Origin of the sequence: Chroococcidiopsis sp. CCNUC1 (assembly GCF_023546805.1) — a bacterium.
GTDB lineage: Bacteria > Cyanobacteriota > Cyanobacteriia > Cyanobacteriales > Chroococcidiopsidaceae > Chroococcidiopsis > Chroococcidiopsis thermalis.
The window spans coordinates 1,349,611-1,367,410 of record NZ_CP097480.1; the positions used below are offsets into that span (position 1 = coordinate 1,349,611).

General features: G+C 44.1%; 15 protein-coding genes. 8 read left to right on the top strand and 7 right to left on the bottom strand.

All coding sequences use genetic code 11. From position 1 onward, the window contains the following. The first annotated feature begins 57 nt into the window (after positions 1-57). From M5J74_RS06320 to M5J74_RS06345, 6 genes are all read left to right on the top strand, one after another. Positions 58-1,296 carry a PQQ-dependent sugar dehydrogenase gene (locus tag M5J74_RS06320; RefSeq protein WP_250015984.1) on the top strand — a complete coding sequence of 413 codons (1,239 nt, stop codon included), beginning with the start codon at positions 58-60 and terminating at the stop codon, positions 1,294-1,296. Between the two features lie 142 nt (positions 1,297-1,438). Then, on the top strand, positions 1,439-2,848 hold the full coding sequence (locus M5J74_RS06325; protein WP_250015986.1) for an amidase: 1,410 nt from the start codon (positions 1,439-1,441) through the stop codon (positions 2,846-2,848). A 267-nt stretch (positions 2,849-3,115) separates the two neighbouring features. Continuing rightward, positions 3,116-4,516, top strand: a complete 1,401-nt coding sequence (locus M5J74_RS06330; protein WP_250015994.1) for an AAA family ATPase — start codon at positions 3,116-3,118, stop codon at positions 4,514-4,516. A gap of 88 nt (positions 4,517-4,604) precedes the next feature. Beyond that, positions 4,605-5,483: a tetratricopeptide repeat protein gene (locus M5J74_RS06335; protein WP_250015996.1), complete on the top strand. Its 879-nt coding sequence runs from the start codon at positions 4,605-4,607 to the stop codon at positions 5,481-5,483. A gap of 86 nt (positions 5,484-5,569) precedes the next feature. Continuing rightward, complete coding sequence (locus M5J74_RS06340) at positions 5,570-6,070, top strand: hypothetical protein (RefSeq protein WP_015153295.1); 501 nt, start codon at positions 5,570-5,572, stop codon at positions 6,068-6,070. A 117-nt stretch (positions 6,071-6,187) separates the two neighbouring features. Then, complete coding sequence (locus tag M5J74_RS06345; protein ID WP_371934012.1) at positions 6,188-7,276, top strand: folate-binding protein YgfZ; 1,089 nt, start codon at positions 6,188-6,190, stop codon at positions 7,274-7,276. Positions 7,277-7,332: 56 nt separating this feature from the next. Here M5J74_RS06345 and M5J74_RS06350 read toward each other — a convergent pair whose 3' ends face one another. The 4 genes from M5J74_RS06350 to M5J74_RS06365 all read right to left on the bottom strand — a co-directional run bounded on the left by M5J74_RS06350 (position 7,333) and on the right by M5J74_RS06365 (position 11,159). After that, on the bottom strand, positions 7,333-8,076 hold the full coding sequence (locus M5J74_RS06350; RefSeq protein ID WP_106216254.1) for a TIGR03943 family protein: 744 nt from the start codon (positions 8,074-8,076) through the stop codon (positions 7,333-7,335). A gap of 50 nt (positions 8,077-8,126) precedes the next feature. Then, entirely contained in the window at positions 8,127-9,143 is a 1,017-nt protein-coding gene (locus M5J74_RS06355; RefSeq protein ID WP_250016001.1) for a permease, read from the bottom strand. Positions 9,144-9,213: 70 nt separating this feature from the next. Further along, on the bottom strand, positions 9,214-10,722 hold the full coding sequence (locus tag M5J74_RS06360) for a thioredoxin-like domain-containing protein (RefSeq protein ID WP_250016009.1): 1,509 nt from the start codon (positions 10,720-10,722) through the stop codon (positions 9,214-9,216). A gap of 8 nt (positions 10,723-10,730) precedes the next feature. Continuing rightward, positions 10,731-11,159: a YidH family protein gene (locus M5J74_RS06365; RefSeq protein WP_041462864.1), complete on the bottom strand. Its 429-nt coding sequence runs from the start codon at positions 11,157-11,159 to the stop codon at positions 10,731-10,733. A 135-nt stretch (positions 11,160-11,294) separates the two neighbouring features. On the opposite strand from M5J74_RS06365, the gene M5J74_RS06370 reads away from it, so the two are divergent. Next, positions 11,295-13,109 (top strand): SLC13 family permease, encoded by a 1,815-nt coding sequence (locus tag M5J74_RS06370; protein ID WP_371933990.1) that lies wholly within the window; start codon positions 11,295-11,297, stop codon positions 13,107-13,109. Here M5J74_RS06370 and M5J74_RS06375 read toward each other — a convergent pair. Next, the gene (locus M5J74_RS06375; RefSeq protein ID WP_250016013.1) at positions 13,066-13,428 is read right to left on the bottom strand and encodes a GNAT family N-acetyltransferase; all 363 of its coding nucleotides are present in this window, start codon (positions 13,426-13,428) and stop codon (positions 13,066-13,068) included. The genes M5J74_RS06370 and M5J74_RS06375 overlap by 44 nt on opposite strands. Before the next feature lie 153 nt (positions 13,429-13,581). Between M5J74_RS06375 and M5J74_RS06380 the strand changes: the two genes are divergently transcribed. Next, positions 13,582-15,222, top strand: a complete 1,641-nt coding sequence (locus M5J74_RS06380; RefSeq protein WP_250016015.1) for an iron uptake porin — start codon at positions 13,582-13,584, stop codon at positions 15,220-15,222. 24 nt (positions 15,223-15,246) lie between these two features. Here M5J74_RS06380 and M5J74_RS06385 read toward each other — a convergent pair whose 3' ends face one another. Continuing rightward, positions 15,247-15,615, bottom strand: coding sequence for a hypothetical protein (locus M5J74_RS06385; RefSeq protein WP_015153304.1), 369 nt, complete (start codon positions 15,613-15,615; stop codon positions 15,247-15,249). 432 nt (positions 15,616-16,047) lie between these two features. Continuing rightward, positions 16,048-17,610, bottom strand: a complete 1,563-nt coding sequence (locus M5J74_RS06390; protein WP_250016017.1) for a glycosyltransferase family 39 protein — start codon at positions 17,608-17,610, stop codon at positions 16,048-16,050. Positions 17,611-17,800: the final 190 nt, after the last annotated feature.

Below are 17,800 nucleotides of genomic sequence, written 5' to 3' on the forward strand. Positions count from 1 at the left end.
ATTTTTCTGTCACATTCATATATCACTCTAGAGATAAAAAACTATTACAGCCAAATTATGAAAGCAAAGATTGACGGTTGGATGAAAGGAGTAGGGAGTGCGATCGCCCTATTAGCCATTGCGAGTTGTTCTCTGACACAACAGCCTAACGCCTCTACGACTGCACAAACGACATCGCCCAATTTATCATCGAGCAATCTTAACGTATCTGACAGTGGGAATGTTGCTGTTGCTCAGGGCATTCAAAAAACAACTGTAGCAGAAGGCTTAGACCATCCGTGGAGCCTTGCATGGCTACCAGATGGAGCGATGTTAATCACCGAGCGATCGGGACAATTGCGAATTATGCGGGACGGGAAGCTCGATCCCACACCGATTGCAGGAGTTCCCGAAGTCCTTACGGGCGGACAAGCTGGTTTGATGGAGATCTCAGTTCATCCGCGCTTTGCTGAAAATCGCTTAGTCTATCTAACATATTCCCACGGCACAGAGCAGGCAAACCGCACCCGCCTCGCCCGCGCTACATTTGACGGGAAAAGCTTGAGCAATCTGCAAATTATTTTTGAGGTTTCCCCAACTAAGTCTGGTCTGCAACACTTCGGTTCGCGGATCGTCTGGCTGCCTGACAGTACTATGCTATTGGCGATCGGTGATGGTGGCAACCCACCGATTCAACTCAATGGCGAGTTAATCCGCCAACAAGCGCAAAACCGCCGCAGTCGTCTAGGTAAAATTGTGCGGCTCAACGATGACGGTTCGATCCCACAAGATAACCCCTTTGTGAAATCTACTGATACTGAGCCTGCGATCTGGAGCTACGGACATCGCAACATTCAAGGCTTAACCTTCGATCCAGCAAATAACCGTGTATGGTCAACAGAACACGGTTCGCAGGGTGGTGATGAAGCCAATCTCGTGCAAGCAGGCGGAAATCATGGTTGGCCGATCGTCACGTATAGCCGCGAATATAGCGGAGAAGAAATTACTAAAGAGCGATCGCGCCCTGGTATGGTAGACCCCAAACTGGTATGGACACCATCGATCGCACCTTCGGGTCTAGCATTCTACAGTGGGGGCAAATTTCCGCAATGGCAAGGCGATTTATTCGCAGGTGGACTCGTCTCTCAGGACGTGCGGTACATTGACTTAGATGCTCAGGGTAATGTGGTCAACCAGCAGGCGATCGAGATCGGTCAGCGCGTGCGCGACGTGCGCCAAAGTCCCGACGGATTGCTGTATGTCTTGACGGACGATAACAACGGGCAGTTGATTCGTCTCGAACCTACTGGAGGATAGGCAAGCTAAAAATATAGTGTTTCTCATGTAGGTGTAATACATGCGTAGGGGCGCACAGTTTTGCGCCTCTAAAGATCTATGTACCTCATTCAACTGAGAATAGCTATAGCAACCGAAACACAAAAATCAAAACTGTAGAATTATGAATTCAATCGATCTAGCATTTGCTCCAGCTCTAGAACAAGCACGGCTAATTCGACATAAGGAAGTTTCGCCACGGGAGTTAGTGCAGCTTTATTTAGAGCGAATAGATCGATTCAATCCGCAGTTGGGTTGCTATTTTACGGTGATGGCAGAAATGGCGATCGCCCAGGCACAAACTCAGACAGAAATGCTAGCTGGCACTCAAGATCCGGCTGAGTTACCGTCTTTTTTTGGCGTACCGATCGCCATTAAAGATATGAATCCCGTGGCTGATGTCCCTTGTAGTTATGGCAGTCCAGCACTGCGCGATCGCGTCGCGACTTACGATGATGCCGTAGTCGCGCGGATGAAACAAGCTGGATTTATTATCTTGGGTAAAACCGCCACTTCCGAATTGGGTTCTTTTCCCTATACAGAGCCGATGGGATTTCCTCCTGCCCGGAATCCTTGGAATCCAGAGTATACACCAGGGGGTTCTAGTGGGGGATCGGCGGCGGCTGTAGCCGCAGGATTGTGCGCGATCGCCCAAGGTTCGGATGCAGGTGGATCGATTCGCGGTCCCGCCTTCTGTTGTGGTTTAGTAGGCATCAAACCAGCACGGGGACGGGTCTCCTATGCACCATTGGGAGATCAATTAAGTGGTGTCGCCGCAAACGGTCCTATTGCCCGTACTGTCTCCGATGCTGCTGCCTTACTAGATGTGATGTCAGGATATATCACGGGAGATCCGTATTGGTTGCCAGCCCCAAATCCCTCTTTCTTGGCTGCTGCGATGCGATCGCCCGATCGCCTGCGGATTGCTTTCACCAACTCGCTACCCCAAATTGGAACCGCAGATCCAGTCTGTCAACAAGCAGTTTTGGGTACGGTGAGGCTATTGGAAGCAATGGGTCATCAAATAGAAGAAGGCTGTCCTGACTTTACGGGATTAATCGAGCCATTTACTGCTGTGTGGCAAGCAGGCGTAGCTTATGCTGGACTACCAAAAGAAATCTTGCAACCGATGAATCAGTGGTTGCTCGAACAATCGGGTTCTGCCGGAGATTATCTTCGTGCTGTCGCGCAGGTACAAGTCATTGCCAGACAGATTGTGGCATTTTTTGACTCAGTAGACGCGCTAATCTTACCTACATACATGCACCCACCAATTCGAGTCGGCGAGTGGGCAGCATTAAGTCCAGAAGAGACGCTACAAAAAATCATTAATTGGGTTGCTCCCTGTCCGCCTTTTAATGCTAGCGGACTACCCGCGATCGCTATTCCTACTGGTTTTGCGCCTAACGGTTTACCCATCGGCATTCAAATTGTCGGTCGTCCTACAGCCGAAGCTACCATTATTGCGATCGCCGCTCAACTCGAAGTCAATAAATTCTGGAGTCAGCATCGACCAGCTATTGGTAATGAGTAAGTCAAAATTCAAAAGTCAAAATTCAAAAGTCAAAACTGAGGAGTCAGGAGTCAGGAGTCGAGGAAGAAAGCAGAGGAAGCAACTCAAAATTCACGTATTCACGCACTAATTCCGAATTCCGAATTCCCCCTACACCCTACACCCCACACCCTATTCATCACATACCACGCACTCCTCACTCCTCACTCCTCACTCCTCACTCCTCACTAATGTAATATTTCTGATTCGATCTGGGCATCTTATATTAGAGATGAATCAGAAGCATTTATGACTAGTAGTGAAGATACTCTGCGGGCTTTGCGTGCAGCCTTGCTTGTTTCGCCCGATAATCTACCGCTCCGCCAACATTTGGCAGATATTCTCATGGAATTAGGGCAATTTGAGGAGGCAGAACAAGAGTATCGCCTTGCTCTGTCATTGATGCCTGAAAACCATTTTCTACAATTCAATTTGGCTTCTGCTTTTTATCACCAAGGCAAAAATTCACAAGCAATGGTGCTGGTCGAACAGTTGCTGAAAAGCGCTGAACCTCCGGCTATTGTGCATCTATTCTACGCTCGTTTGCTGCTGCACGCTGGCGATACTACCAATGCATCCGTACATTTTCATATAGCTGTTGCACTCGATCCAGAAATGAACGATCCTATCTTGGCGGAGCGGCTTGGCAATACCGATGTATCCACTGATAAAATTTCTGTTTCAGAGTACAAATCACCAAAATCTAAATCTTCAGAATACAAACTACCGGAGTACGAATTAGATGTTAGTACTGCGGTTGAAGCACCTTTAGAACAACCATCAATTACTTTTCAAGACGTTGGTGGTATGGATGCCATTAAGGAAGAAATTCGGCTGAAGATTGTTCATCCATTAGCGCATCCAGAAATTTATCAAGCTTACGGTCAACGAATTGGAGGAGGAGTATTAATGTATGGTCCTCCTGGTTGCGGTAAAACTTATTTAGCCAGAGCTACAGCTGGAGAAATTAAAGCGAGATTTTTATCTATAGGTATCAATGATGTCTTGGATATGTGGCTGGGGAGTAGTGAAAAGAACTTACACGAATTGTTCGAGCAAGCACGACGATCTAAGCCTTGCGTGCTTTTTTTCGATGAAGTCGATGCTCTAGCTGCCAAACGCACTGATATGCGATATAGTAGCGGTCGCCAAATTGTCAATCAGTTTCTTGCCGAATTAGATGGTGTAGAAAGTCCTAATGATGGCATTTTGATTTTAGCTGCTACTAACGCTCCCTGGCATTTAGATTCAGCCTTTCGCAGACCAGGACGCTTCGATCGCATTATGTTTGTTCCACCACCCGATCGCCACGCCAGAACACATATTTTGCGTATTCTCTGCCGTCATAAACCAATTGAAGATATTGACTACGATTATTTAAGTAAAAAAACTGTCAACTTTTCTGGAGCAGATTTAAAGGCAGTTGTAGATTTAGCTATAGACAGAAAGCTACAGTTAGCAATTAAGCAAGGGATACCTAAACCTTTAACAACTAGAGATTTCCTAGCCGCAGTCGAATTAATTCATCCTTCCGTTACGGAATGGTTTGCCACTGCTCGGAACTATGCCACTTATGCTAACGAAAATGGCATTTATGATGATATTTTGAATTATTTACAACAAACAAAAGATAAAAACAAGCTATTTTAAGTTTAATCTTTTAAAGATTAGCTAAAATTTGTAGTAGGATGCGTTAATCAACGCGCCCTACCGGATATATGTAACGGCAATAATTTTTATGTTTGTAAATTTAGATAAAGCATTAATTTTAATCGAGCAATCGCGCTACAAATTAGCAGCAATAGAAATTGAGCGCCAATTAGCGACCGATCCAAATAGTTCTTTTGCTCATGCTTTGTTAAGTATATGCTTAATAGAAATGAATCGAGATCGAGAGGCAACTCAAGCAGCAAAGCGAGCAGTATATTTAGCTCCTGATTTATCTGATACTCATTATAATTTAGCTAAGATTCTCTATATTCAAAAGCAACTTAAGCCAGCCAAGAAAGTAGTCCAAGAAGCAATTCGGTTAGAACCAGAAATTGCCGATTATTTTGCTTTATTGTCAGTCATTCAATTGGCACAAGGCGATCGCGATCGCGCATTATTCAGTGCGGAACAGGGATTGAGCTTGGATGCCGAGCATGTATTGTGTCTCAATCTTCGTGCTATGGCTTTATTACGCCTACGCCGCTATCAAGAAGCACAAACCACATTGGATGCAGCAATCTTTCAAGACCCCGAAAATTCAGCTGCTTATGCGATTAAAGGTTGGGTATATTTATATTGTCGGAATAGAGATTTGGCTGAACGATGTTTTCGCGAATCGTTGCGACTCGATCCCGAACAAGAACAGGCACGCACGGGCATAGTAGAAGCTTTGAAGTTGAGATACTCGCTCTATAATTTTGTATTTAACTATAGGGATTTTTTGAGACAAATTAATATTTTTCTGCGGATAGTATTTGTTAGTATTTTTGTGGTTGTAAGTTTGTTGAATTGGCTCTTCTTACTAGTGCCACTCTCAATGTTACTATTAGAAACCACTCAAGCTTTGTTTAACCTACTGCTTAGATTTGATACCCAATGGCGATCGCTCCACGTCCCCTCGCATTAATTCTGCTGGTGCTTACGGTAGCATGAAGGAATCGGCAGCGCGATCGCATCGCGTTGATATCTATTCCACATCGCGGGAGAATACCCATGCCACCGAGAATTACCGATCCAGTTGCATGGCAACAGGCAGAACTCTTAATGCAACCTGCTTTTATTCGCATCATCGACCACATTCGCAAGCATTTGGACGAATCAGCGTGGCAGGGGACTTACGAGAACGTATTAATCTGGTCTCCAGACACGACAGAGGAAATGAAAACTAGAGTAATCCTGCTATTGCAAGAATTGGATGCTGCTTCTCCAGAACGCACGGCAGAAATAGAACAGGCGATCGCCAACCTTCCGACTCCCCAGCCAGGATATCAGTTATCTCTACAAAACCAAGACCAACAGTATAATTTCGATCTGTGGGAACTGTGCTATCAGGTTTGCTTTCAGCAATACAATGCAGACTTGACATCCAGTCATAGTTCGGTAGAAATTGACACTAGCTTGATTGATGAAACTGGCGAGGTAGACTGGCAGCGTTTAGATACTAAAGCAGGTGCAGCAGTCGAACAAGTCTTTAGTAGTTTACCGAAGATTTAGTGAGGAGTGAGGAGTCAGGGGTGAGGAGCGAGTATTAAGTAGTGAGTAATGAGTAGTGAATTTTGACTTTTAACTTTTAACTTTTGATTTCCCCATTACCCATTACATAAAAATATGATGAGAGAAAAGTTACAGGTAGTTCAAGCGGCGGCGGGAGCGGTTTTTGAGGAAATTGCCGGAGACAAAATTCCGGTGAGTTTTGGCAACGATGTAGCAGCTAAGCAAGCAGTAAGGGAAGGGGTAGCAATCTGCGATCGCTCCCACTGGGGAATCATCCGCGTTACCGATGAAGACCGCATTCGCTTTTTACACAACCAAAGTACCAACGATTTTCAAATTCTCAAACCAGGGCAAGGCTGCGACACGGTTTTTGTCTCTTCTACTGCCCGCACGATCGATCTAGCAACTGCATATGTGACTGAAGACGCAGTACTGCTGATCGTTTCTCCTAATCGCCGTCAGTATTTGATAGATTGGCTCGATCGCTATATCTTTTTTGCCGATCGCGTCCAACTAGAAGATGTAACTGGCGAAACTGCTATTTTCAGTCTGCTTGGCACTAAAAGCGATGAAATTTTGGCACAACTGGACTTAAGTTCGATTATCGGTCAAGCATATGCTAACCACCAGCTCGTTCAACTCCAAGATGTAGAAATTCGGGTGGCAGTTGGGAGTGGATTAGCCACACCTGGATATACCCTAATTGTGCCAGCAGACAAAGCGACGATCGTTTGGAATCACCTCATAGAAACTGGTGCAGTCCCTCTAGGCGATCGCGTTTGGGAACAATTGCGGATCGAACAAGGTCGCCCCGTCCCCGATAAAGAACTGACTGAAGATTACAATCCCTTAGAAGCAGGCTTGTGGCAAACTATTTCTTTCAATAAAGGTTGCTATATCGGTCAAGAAACAATTGCGCGTCTGAATACTTATAAGGGAGTCAAACAACACCTATGGGGAATTCGCCTTAACGCTCCAGCCGAGCCAGGTAGTATTATTACTGTAGGTGAAGAGAAAGTAGGTATTCTCACCAGCTATACCGATACTGAGGAGGGTAGCTTCGGACTGGGTTACATCCGCACCAAAGCTGGTGGTGTTGGTTTGAAAGTTAAAGTCGGAGAAGTTACAGGCGAAGTCGTTGACGTTCCTTTCTTAACCCGTAGTCCCGATCGCAGTGATTCTAGTACAGATGCAATACATTCGTAGGGGCGCACAGCTGTGCGCCCCTACAAATCCTAATATTCATTGCGCCCCTACAGATCCTAATATTCATAAGGATTTTGGGGTTCGGGAATTTTCTTGGGGGCAGCATTGGCTTGAATAGTTAATTGGCGTTTATCTTTTAAAGTTTCGGTGATCATTTGTCCTTCCACCTCCAGCCAAGTATCGGGCGGATAAGCCTGACGATCTTCCGTCAATTTGACTGGCAACCCCACCGGATAGGCATCAGCGGCGCAGCAGGTAATAACAAACCGCGAAAGGAGCAAGTAATTAGGTGGAAATTCCGGCGGATGGATCGCAAATCCTTGCACCTTGACTTTTTGACCTGTGTATGCATCAGGTTCGGGATAAACATTCAGCGTGCGCACCCAATCTAACAGCGATCGCTCCTCTGGTTTGACAGAACCGTAAAAGGCTTGGGGTTGGGAACGGGTAGCAGCGAGAAAGTCTGTCACCCCCCTTTGCATGGCGGTTTGGCTGGCAAAAACGCGGGGAGTGAAAATCAACCCGGCGATCGCAGTTACCAATAGCAAAATACTGCTAAAACCAGGCGGAAGCAAACTGATATGACGCACTGGCAATATGCGGCGTTGACGCAGGAGTTGCCAAGCCTTTAAACCTGCTACACTTAAAAACCCAATTCCCCCAGCAATAACCAACCAAAAATAATCGGGGTGAATTAATAAATTTAGCTTACCAGTCAGCCAGTATTTCAGCATCAAACTGCCCCAAGCAGCGATCGCAAATACTTCTAACCAATTGTAAATTTTAGACTTTTGGTTCATGTAGTAGTAATTGGTAGTTGGTAGTTGGTAGTTGGTCACGCACTACGTATTTAAATAACATATAAATTAACAAATAGAGTAAATAAAAATGTTAATTGAGCAACTAAGGCAAATAGATAAATAATTGCCCGGGGTTTAAAGATTGATAGCATTAGACCAATGCCTTTGAGGTCGATCGTGGGTCCAAAGATTAAAAAGGCTAGTAACGAACCGCTGGTAAAAGTGGAGGCAAAGGATAGGGCAAAGAATGAATCTACTGTAGAACAAATCGATACAACTGCTGCTAAGAGCATCATGGTGAGAATAGAGGTAATTTCACCACCACCAAGATTTAAAATGACCTCGCGGGGAATAAAAACTTGAATTAATGCCGCGATCGCGCTGCCAATGACTAAAACAGAACCGAGTTCGCGCAGTTCTTGTATAGTGTTATCTAATAACAACCGTAAGCGTTCTGATAATGGTTTAACTGGCGTGGCTGCTAAATTTGCCTGTAACACAGATGCATCTAACCTAATTGGATCTCCCGTTCCTGATAGCCAAAACGTACCTGATTGTAATAAGTCAGACGAGGTTTTTTTCCTATCTTTGTGCGGCTGTTTTGGTTGCCAAGCTGCTGCTAAAGCTGGTTGTAATAGGGGACGCAGATCTTTTTGAACGCTGAATACCCAACCGATAATAGTGGCGATCGCTAATGAAAATACGACTCGTAAAACGACAATTTCTGGTTGATCGCGAAATGCCGTCCATGTTGCCCAAATAACAATTGGGTTGATCGTTGGTGCTGCTAATAAAAAGCCAATTGCTACGGGTGTAGGCACTCCCTGCATCAACATCCGTCTCGCCACGGGGACGTTACCGCACTCGCACACGGGAAATAAAAATCCTACCATGCTACCAACCAAAGCACCTAACAGGGGGTTTTTGGGTAGTTTCGCAATTAACTTGCGTTCGTCTACAAATAGCAACAGTATCCCAGAGAATAACACCCCCAGCAGCAAAAACGGCATTGCCTCGACAAGCAAGCTGAGGAACAGGGTAAAAGCATTGTTAAGCTGTTGGTTCATGCGTTGCGTAGCAGAAAGCGTTGTCGATTAGCAAACATCTGCCAAGCCATTGTAGCTAGATTTATTGACGCTACGGAATACAAACATCAGGCGCGCATAAACCTGAAAATTCCATTGTATTTACGGTCAATGTATCTAATGCTACCCGCTTAATCGCATGGTTATTCGTATCGGCGACGTACAAGTAAGCACCAAAAATACTCAGTCCAGAAGGCTCGTTAAAGCAGCTATTTTGACCTTGAGCATCGTGTAAACCCGCTACCCCTCCCAATATAGTTTGGCAATTACCGCTATGAGGACTGACTAATTTAATTTTGTGATTGTAAGTATCGGCTACCCACAAGAAATTTTGCGCAGATTCTATCCCCAAACAATGCTGGAGTCGTACGTCAGCACCAGTTCCATCGACATCGCCAAAACCGAATAATTCGCCACTCCCGCAGATTGTCCGTACTTGAGGATCGAGCATTAAGCCAATACCGCGAATGGAACTACCTTCACTGTCAGCAACGTATAATTCTCTACCATTAGTGGTAATCCCGCTCGGTTGCGCAAAAGCCGAATCTGCGACTAAACCATCCAAACACGCTTCAGCACCTGTACCTGCGTAAGTTTGCAATATGCCTTTTTCTAAATCCATTTGCCAGATTTGATGATTTCCCGCCATCGCAATGAAGAGATAATTCTTCAGCATCGTCAAATCCCAAGGGGAATTTAAAGCTATTTTTTGACCAATCCCACCATAAGGACGGATATTACGACTTTGTTCTCCGGTTCCGGCGATGGTTTCTACACGCTGTAACGGTAAGTTGATGCGGCGAATCGCGTGATTTTCGGTATCGGCTAGGTAGAGTAACTGGTTTTCATCATCCAATACCATGCCTTGGGGGGCAAAAAATTGCGCTTGGGTAAAGTCTCCATCGGTTAACCCAGGTTTTCCCGTACCTATGACGTGGAGAATTTCTCCATCGAGGGTACTCCAAATAATGCGGTGATGTCCTGAATCAGCGATGAATAATCCAGCAGCAGTCGCCAATACTTTACCAGGAAATGCTATGGGTGTAGTTAAGGGTTGTCGTTGTTTTTCTAAAATTAGACTGAGTTCTTGAGATGCGATCGCACCTTTATCTCGATACTCTTGAATTAGTTTGGCAATTAATTCATCTAAAACTTCCCGATTTCCTTCCCCCGCAGCAGAGCTAATGACGTACCCTTCTGGGTCAATTATCATTAGCGTAGGCCACGCACGCACTGCATATTGTTGCCACACCTGAAAGCCAGTGTCAACTAAAACTGGATGCTCGATGTCATACCGCAGGATGGCTTGACGAATATTCTCGACTTCTTTTTCGTTATCGAATTTAGCCGAGTGAACGCCAATAACCGTGAGGCTGTCCTTATACTTCTGTTCTAAATATTTCAAATCTGGCAGAACGTGCAAGCAGTTGATACAGCAATAAGTCCAAAAATCGAGAATGACAATTCTACCTCTGAGTTGTTGAAGCGATAGCGGCTTGTCGGTATTTAGCCAAGGCTGATTTTGAGGTAGTTCCGGCGCTCTCACCCGTACAGTCTTCATGTAAAGTCTTACTCGACAATAACGGCGTTTAACGATTCTAACGGAATGCTGAAGACGTAGTAGATGACTCCCACGCCTAACAGTAGCACGGCAATGCTAGTGACGATGACCCACCGATCGCCTGGTTCGTAAGTATCTGCATCAATGTCACGCCGAATCACAAAATAGTGTGCGGTTGAAAGCAGTACCATCGATAATCCTACTATTCCAAAGGCTAAGCCCAATCTCCAACCATTACCAGGAGGTTGAGGCGCAAGCGGGGGACGGAGAATTCGCAGACGCACGATTAAGACACCAAATCCCATCAACGCGATCGCGCTGCGCATCCATGCTAAATAAGTCCGTTCGTTGGCTAAATGATCCCGCACGCGATTTGGATTTTTGAGCTGCGGTGTCAATGTTCCTGCATCAACTCGTTTAGGCTTGAATAATTCCATAACTTCTACTTTCAGCACTGTGTACCGACATTAGTAGAAGAATACAAAAAATCTGTTTTGCAAACAACGATTTGTCGAGCGGAATATAGTACGATAGGAAAGCCGCTTTAAATTACGGTATATCGGGCGATTTTATTGTATATGGATATTGCTCTTACCCTTGGTGTTCTGGGACTAGCCATAGTTTTCTTCATTTTTGAATGGCTCCCTGTAGATATTACCGCGATCGCGACAGCAGTTGTACTGATGCTACTGGGATTAATTACCCCAGAAGAAGGGATAGCTGGCTTTAGCAACTCCGCAACCATCACGGTTTTAGCAATGTTCATTCTCAGTGGTGGGATCGAACGCACGGGTGCAATTCAAATCGTCAGCGATTTTCTACTGCGGCGAGGGGGAAAAAATCCGACACGGCAGATTTTTGTTTTAGGGGCGATCGTTGGTCCGATTACCGCTTTCCTCAACAATACAGCAGTAGTTGCCGTTTTTATTCCAATTGTGGAGGAATGGAGTAGAAAGCGGAATATTTCTGTCTCTAAACTGCTCATACCGCTGTCCTACGCTACGGTTCTAGGCGGAATGATTACAGTTATTGGCACTTCGACAAATGTTGTCGCCAGCAGTTTGTCAAAAAAGTTGGGATATGGAGAATTTAGTTTATTCCAATTTACCCCAGTAGGATTAATTACATTTGCGATCGGCTTAGTCTATCTTGCCTTCGCTGCACCTAAACTGTTACCAGACCGAAAAAAGCCAGCTGCGACTCCAGCGATCGCCAACTACGGATTAAAAGATTACTTTAGTGAAGTTGTTGTCGCGCCACGCTCCAATTTAATCGGACAAACTTTACGTTCTAGCCAGATCGAGCAGCGATTCGATATTGACGTAGTGGAACTCTTTCACAACAGTCGCCGTTATACCAAACCTGTAGCAGATAAAGTGCTAGCGGGTGGCGATATTATGATCGTGCGCGGTAATCGCAGCGACGTACTCAAAATTAGAGATGAGCGGGGGATTGAAATCTTACCAGAAATCGAATTTCAGCAAGAATTCCCAACATCTGAGTTAAGTTCGGAAAATCGAGCTATTTCTGAAGCTTTGATAATTTCCAACTCTAGTTTGATTGGCTCTACGCTCAAAGAGTTACAGTTTCACCAGCGTTACAACCTCACAGTACTGGCAATTCGACGCAATGAGGAAATCATTCGCGATCGCTTGGGTAAAGTCAGATTGCAATTTGGCGATGTCTTACTATTACAAGGTGCAAGAGATAGTTTTATCGGACTGCAAAATAGTGCAGATTTACTGGTGGTAGAACCGCGAGAGGTGGAAACGCTGCGCCGAGACAAAGCCGCGATCGCGATCGCGATTGGTTTAGGTGTAGTTATTACTGCTGCTTTTGAGTGGATACCAATTTTAGTCAGTTCCTTGGCAGGAGTTGTCTTAATGGTAGCGACTGGAGTGTTAAAGCCAAGAGAGATCTATCGGTCGGTACGTTGGGATATTATCTTCCTACTAGCCGGACTGATTCCCCTCGGTACGGCGATGGATAATTCAGGTGCAACCAAGTGGTTAGCGAGTGGTTTAGCATCGCTCGGCGGTCAATTCTCTGGTTTTTGGTTACTAGTCTGCTTTTACATTGCCACAACCGTACTCACAGAGATTCTATCTAACAATGCTGCCGTGGTGCTGATGCTTCCAGTTGCGGCTAATGTAGCAGAAACCTTGAGTCTCAATCCGTTTGCTTTTATGTTTGTCGTGACATTTGCTGCTTCTAACAGCTATCTCACGCCAATTGGTTATCAGACGAATACGATGGTCTATGGTCCTGGTGGCTACAAATTCCTCGATTTTACTAAGGTAGGAGCGCCTTTAAATTTAATTTTGACATTTCTGACACCTTTACTCATTGCTTGGCTGTATGGCGTGAACCAGCTGCCTGTAGATTAGTTTTTTTTGTAAGGTGAGCGTTGCCTACCCTACAAATGAATTTCTTTTTTGAGGCAGCCTCTAGCAAAGCATGACCGTATCCTTGTCCGCGCCAAGTGTCATCTATCCATAAAATATCGATATACAACCACTGCCAATAAGTCGAACCAATCAACCCGCCAGCCAGACGATCGCCTTCATTTCGTAAAAAGATAGCTAACTGCTGGAAATGTCCCTCACCTGCGCGATCGCGATTAAATGCCAGCAGTTGTTGCAAAATAAATTCTATGTCTTTAGGATGCGGCTTCTCAGTTATGTCAATCCTAAGCGGCTGTTTCACAAAAATTCATCCCACTTAAAAAAGTTTAGCGTGCGTACAAATAGACTGTATCATCGCAAATAGAAGTAAAAAACTGTGGCTCATTCAGAGGTTTGTCGTATGTTGCGCTCGTAAATCATATAAACAGTCACTTTCAAACACTTTCGTTAAAAAATGGGCAAATTTTACCCCCTCCTAGTCAGTGGTATTAGCATTCTGTGCTTTCTAGCTCAGATAACTCCACTACAAGCCCAAACTTTCATGAGGGAGCAGGGACGAGCTGGGAGCAGGGAGCAGAGGGGAAAGACAAGGGAGAAGGGGGAGACAAGGGAGAGGGGGGAGAAAAAACCAACAACTACCAATTACCAATTACCAATTACCCAAGTTTCCCAATTATCCGACGTGCAACCCGATGACTGGGCAAGTCGAGCGTTACAATCTTTAATCTGGCGCTATGGAATAGTTACAGGCTATCCGAATGGGAAATTTCTCGGCAATCGTGCTTTGAGTCGTTACGAATTTGCGGCGGCTTTGAGTGCGGTGGTACGGCAATTGGAGGGAGCGATCGCTAATGGCAAGCCAGTACAAGCAACTCAAGATGATTTAGCGACTCTCGAAAAACTTCTGCAAGAGTATACTGCGGAATTAAAAGCTTTACAAAGCCGTTTAGATTCCCTGGAAGCTCGAAGCGCCGTACTCCAAGCACATGAGTTTTCCACAACGACTAAACTTGCAGGTCAAGTTATCTTTGCAATTAATGGGGGTGGCTTTGGCGGCGATTCCCTTCGCGACCCTACAGGTACGGAAATTGCCGATAATAATCCTGTTACTACGTTATTTTACAGGACTCAGTTAGATTTTGATACGAGTTTTTCTGGTACTGACTTACTCAAAATTCGTTTGGATACTGGTAGTAACGGCAACCGCGATAATGCAGCCGGAGTATTAGAACCTAATTTCGGCAGCGGACTTGATTTCTCGACCAGACCATCTCGAAGTGGAGAATTGGGGCTGGGTCGGCTTTACTACAGCTTTAGCGCCGCTAAAAATCTCCAAATTGTTTTAGGGACTGCGATCGCACCTACAGATTATCTCGATCGCAATCGTTATGCTAACCGCAGTTTTGTTGATTTTTCGACTCAAGCACTGGTTAACAACTACCTTCTCTTTCCGATTGACGAACAAGGTGCTGGGGCGGTTGTTAACTGGCAAGCGAACGAGTTTTTTACATTACGGGCAATGTATCTTGCGGCAGACGCTGAAAATTCTGGCAGTCGCGATGAGGTTGAAGGTGTATCGGCTTTAACAAGGCTACTCTACCCAGATGAGGGTGGAGATCGCGGTTTATTTGGCAATCCTTATCAGGGGACGGTTGAGTTAGAATACTCTCCTAACCCAGGTTTTACTCTACGCTTGCAGTACAGTGGTGGAAATACTTTCGATCGCCATTTCGATGTATTGGGAGCGAATGTCGAACTCAATTTATCGCGCCGACTTGGAGTTTTTGGGCGTTATGGCTACGGCAGCTATGACGATACTATTTTTGGAGATCTCGAACCGTCTTACTGGATGGTGGGGATATCGTTACGCAATTTGTTACTACCTGGCGCTGTAGCGGGAATTGCGGCAGGTCAGCCTTTTGTGGAAAATGCTGTAGGGGATGCGACTCAAACAAACTTTGAAGCCTACTATAACTTTCCCCTAAATGAAAATCTAGCGATCGCTCCTTTAGTTCAAGCGATCGCCAACCCTAGCAATCAAGCAGATAATGGCACAATTATTACTGGTACTCTCCGCACCGTATTCTCTTTTTAAAAACGCAACCCAAGATAGCAATCTCTAGCGTTTGTTCTCAACTTCTGCTTGAGCCTCATCCATAGCTGCTTTTTTGTTCGGCTCGTTAGTGTCAAATGTTACTTTAGTTTGCTTGGCTTTGAGGTTGAGGACTTCAGGAATCTTTTTGGGCAGCGTCTTGATATTTTCTAGCCCGGTATCACCTATTCTTCTACCTGGCGCATCTCCCAAATCTTCAGCTTTTTCTTGAATGCGCTTGACAGTATCAGGGGTGACAGGGTTGTATTCTCCCGTTGCAGATTCTACAGCGTTTGCTTGGAATGCTGGCAGTGCGACAAATAAAATCGTTGCTAAAAATACGGTAACGATTCGACGCAAGCCCATGTGCTTCAATTTATCAACTACTTGCTTCATTTGAATCCTCCAATGATTTTGATTACTAAAATTAGCGTTTCTTTAGAGTAAAAACTTTTAGAAACACAATTGCTAAGGTTGCTAACAATAAGCGCTCCTTAATTGCTTTGTTTTAATTTTAGTTTTCGGATCGATCTTGCCGTAGGAGGCGATCGCATATCTTCTCTCTTGAGTAGGAGTTTTGAGCGAATGCCATAAATGAGTGAATTTAACTTTAGTTAGACTTGTAGATCGTTAAAATACTTCGTAGGTTTTGATTCGATCCCCCAACCCCCGATGAATTGGGGGCTAAGAACGATTCTGTCTTTTTTGTTGAAAAAAGGGGCTAAGAACGATTCTGTCTCCCCCTTTTTAAGGGAGATTAAGTAAGTACAATCTTGTCTCCCCCTTTTTAAGGGGGATTAAGGGGATCTTTTCCTTACCTCTCTAAATTCAATTTCCTTCCCCTGACTTGAGTTGCCATAAGTAAGGTAAGATTGGTTCTATTTTGTATTTGTTCTTTATAAGACTATCCCGCACTGGCTCCGTACAATCTCCGTAAATAAAGATATCGCCAGAATTTTGTGGTATCTCTTTTAAAGGAGCGATATCAACTAATCTTAATCGAACTTTTGGTTCTAATAAGTAGCTAAGGGAAAGTAAATTACCATTGTTGATGCAACCATTAGTAGAAACTATGAGAGGATTATTTGCTTTATTGAGAAAGCTAGCTACTTGAGGATTACTATAACTAATTTCTTTAATCCACCAGGTATTAGCTTGGGAACTCAGCGTGCAAGATATGATTCCAGCCAAAATGAGTAAAGTTGCGATCGCTTGCCAAATTCTGCGAGACAATAATCTCGATTGACTAATTTTTTGACTCAATAAGTAAGCAACAGCTAGCTGAATACTTAAATAACCAGGAAATAAATAACGAGGCACGATCGATCTTTGTCCGCCTTTGATGATATCTGGTATCAGTAGTGGTAGCGTGGTTGCAGCCATTAAGGTAATAATAAATAGCCAAATCCTCAAAGGTGCGTGACGTATTGTGAAATAAAATGCATAAACTATTAGAAGTAATATCAAGAAATAGACAATCAGAAATTCTGGATCTTTTTCCAAACCCAGATCGAAAAACACATGACCGATATTGAGTAGCCAGCGACGACTAAAAATGTCTGCGGGTAAAGCATTATTTGTCCATCCCGTCGTCATCTGAAACATGGAATAGTTCTGAATTAAGCTCAATATCCAAGGAGTAAAAAGTAATAAGCTCAAACCCGAGGAGAGAAGATAAGCGATCGCTCTTTTGCTCAACCTAATTTTTTCAATTATGAAAACGTAAACTCCATGACCGACGGCTACTAATCCAGACAAGAAAAAAGTATAAAAACTAGTTGCTAAAGCGAAGGCATATACAATCCAAATCCTTGTTTGATTCAGTCGGATTGCCCTGAGTAAAGCGGCACTCGATCCTAGAATTGTTACCGTCCATAAAGCGTATTGCCTTGCTTCTTGAGCAAATAAAACATGCACTGGAGAGACTGCTAAAAGCGCGATCGCCATCCATGCTATGAGAGACGATTGAAATAATTCTAGACACAACCAATACAAACAAAGAAATACTAAGAAGCTAAATAAAATGCTTAAACTTCTAATTATCGTAATACTATTGCCAAACAATTTTACCCAAAATCTCAACAAAACATAATACAAAGGTGGATGTTGAGAGTCTTCTATAGCAAGAGAATGAATTGTATCTTTTAATTGGCTTCCAGGTTTGAAACGTTGAAACGTTTGCAAGTATTTAATACTGCTGTCTCGATGAGCGTATGCTCCTTGAGAGAAATCTTTCATCGTGTAGCCAGCAATTCTTAAAGAAGTATAAGCTTCGTCGTGCCAATAAACTTTTTTATCGATATTTGTAACTCGAAAAGCTATTCCTACACACAAAATAATTATAAATAGTAAGCGCAGCCATTTAAAATTGAATTTACGATACTTCGCCATAAAGCATTAATATTGTTAGATAAAAACAATTGCACGGTAAAATTTAGAATTTCAAACGTAAGGTGGGCATTGCCCACCCTACTATAAAGGAATTCTCAAGGTTTATTTAGGTTACAATAGCTAATATTTCAAAAGAAAAGCTCTGTGTCAAAGGGAAGCACTCCAGTATACATTAGACGTTGCTATCCTT

Coding starts and splice junctions, on each gene's coding strand:
- M5J74_RS06340 (WP_015153295.1), top strand. CDS start 5,570: ATGCCACCGAGAATTACCGATCCAGTTGCATGGCAACAGGCAGAACTC.
- M5J74_RS06345 (WP_371934012.1), top strand. CDS start 6,188: ATGAGAGAAAAGTTACAGGTAGTTCAAGCGGCGGCGGGAGCGGTTTTT.
- M5J74_RS06360 (WP_250016009.1), bottom strand. CDS start 10,722: ATGAAGACTGTACGGGTGAGAGCGCCGGAACTACCTCAAAATCAGCCT.
- M5J74_RS06355 (WP_250016001.1), bottom strand. CDS start 9,143: ATGAACCAACAGCTTAACAATGCTTTTACCCTGTTCCTCAGCTTGCTT.
- M5J74_RS06350 (WP_106216254.1), bottom strand. CDS start 8,076: ATGAACCAAAAGTCTAAAATTTACAATTGGTTAGAAGTATTTGCGATC.
- M5J74_RS06330 (WP_250015994.1), top strand. CDS start 3,116: ATGACTAGTAGTGAAGATACTCTGCGGGCTTTGCGTGCAGCCTTGCTT.
- M5J74_RS06390 (WP_250016017.1), bottom strand. CDS start 17,610: ATGGCGAAGTATCGTAAATTCAATTTTAAATGGCTGCGCTTACTATTT.
- M5J74_RS06385 (WP_015153304.1), bottom strand. CDS start 15,615: ATGAAGCAAGTAGTTGATAAATTGAAGCACATGGGCTTGCGTCGAATC.
- M5J74_RS06365 (WP_041462864.1), bottom strand. CDS start 11,159: ATGGAATTATTCAAGCCTAAACGAGTTGATGCAGGAACATTGACACCG.
- M5J74_RS06320 (WP_250015984.1), top strand. CDS start 58: ATGAAAGCAAAGATTGACGGTTGGATGAAAGGAGTAGGGAGTGCGATC.
- M5J74_RS06335 (WP_250015996.1), top strand. CDS start 4,605: ATGTTTGTAAATTTAGATAAAGCATTAATTTTAATCGAGCAATCGCGC.
- M5J74_RS06325 (WP_250015986.1), top strand. CDS start 1,439: ATGAATTCAATCGATCTAGCATTTGCTCCAGCTCTAGAACAAGCACGG.
- M5J74_RS06380 (WP_250016015.1), top strand. CDS start 13,582: ATGGGCAAATTTTACCCCCTCCTAGTCAGTGGTATTAGCATTCTGTGC.